The organism is Nocardioides guangzhouensis, from assembly GCF_004519545.1.
Classification (GTDB): Bacteria; Actinomycetota; Actinomycetes; order Propionibacteriales; family Nocardioidaceae; genus Nocardioides; species Nocardioides guangzhouensis.
In genome coordinates this window covers 1-1,001 of sequence record NZ_SDKM01000117.1, presented here as the reverse complement: position 1 = coordinate 1,001, position 1,001 = coordinate 1, and the positions used below count along the sequence as shown (strand labels likewise).

Sequence of the window (1,001 nt, the reverse complement as noted above, 5' to 3'; positions counted from 1 at the left end):
CTAGGGCGTGTCTCCTAAGTGGTCAGCCAGACAGTGATGGCGCGTAGCACGACGCCTCCTCGGTAGGTCGTGGCGAGTTTGTCGTAGCGGGTGGCGATGCCTCGCCACTGCTTGTGGTCGTTGAAGGAGCGCTCGATGACGTTGCGGCCTTTGTAGGCGACCGGGTCGAACGCTGGGGGTCGGCCGCCGGTTGGGCCGCGCCGGGTGCGGTGGGCGATCTGGTCGGAGGGCTGCGGGATGACGGCCTTGATGCCGCGGTCGCGGAGCATGGCGCGGGTCCCGCGGGAGGAGTAGGCCTTGTCGCCGATGACCGCGACCGGGCGGGTGCGTGGTCGACCCGGACCGAGCCGTCGCACCGCCAGCTGGGCCAGCAGCGGCCGCAGCATTGTGGAATCGCCGGCCTGGCCGGGTGTGAGCGCGACGACCAGCGGTCTCCCGTGGCCGTCGACCAGTTGGTGGATCTTGGTCGACAGACCTCCGCGGGAGCGCCCGATCGCGTGATCGGGTGGCTCGTCCCACGGGTTGTTGTAACTCGATTCAGCCCCCTGTGCGCGATGCGGCGCGGGCTGCGCGTGCCGCCCGCGAGCCGCCCGCGGGCTGCTCGACCCGGCTGGCGTTGGTGGCGTGCTGGTGCGCGCGGTTGATCGTGGAGTCGACGCTGACCATCCAGTCGATGTCACCAGCGGCGTCGGCCTCGGCCAGCAGGCGGGCGTGGATCTTGTCCCAGGTGCCGTCGGTGCTGAAGCGGTGGTGTCGTTTCCACACCGTCTGCCACGGCCCGAACGACGCCGGGAGATCCCGCCAGGCGATGCCCGTGCGGAACCGGTAGATCACGCCCTCGACGACTTGCCGGTGGTCTCGAAACGGCCGCGACTTCACGCCGTCCGAGGACGGCATCAGCGGCGCTATCCGATCCCACTGCGCATCACTCAACACCCGATCCCGAGACATGCCAGCAGCAAATCAGCCGCTCACGCCCGAACTAGGGAGACACGCCCTAG

Annotated in this window: 1 pseudogene; it reads right to left on the bottom strand. The window is 69.4% G+C overall.

From position 1 onward, the window contains the following. Window positions 1-14: 14 nt before the first annotated feature. Window positions 15-951: pseudogene (locus EKO23_RS24705) on the bottom strand (IS5 family transposase). Window positions 952-1,001 lie beyond the last annotated feature (50 nt).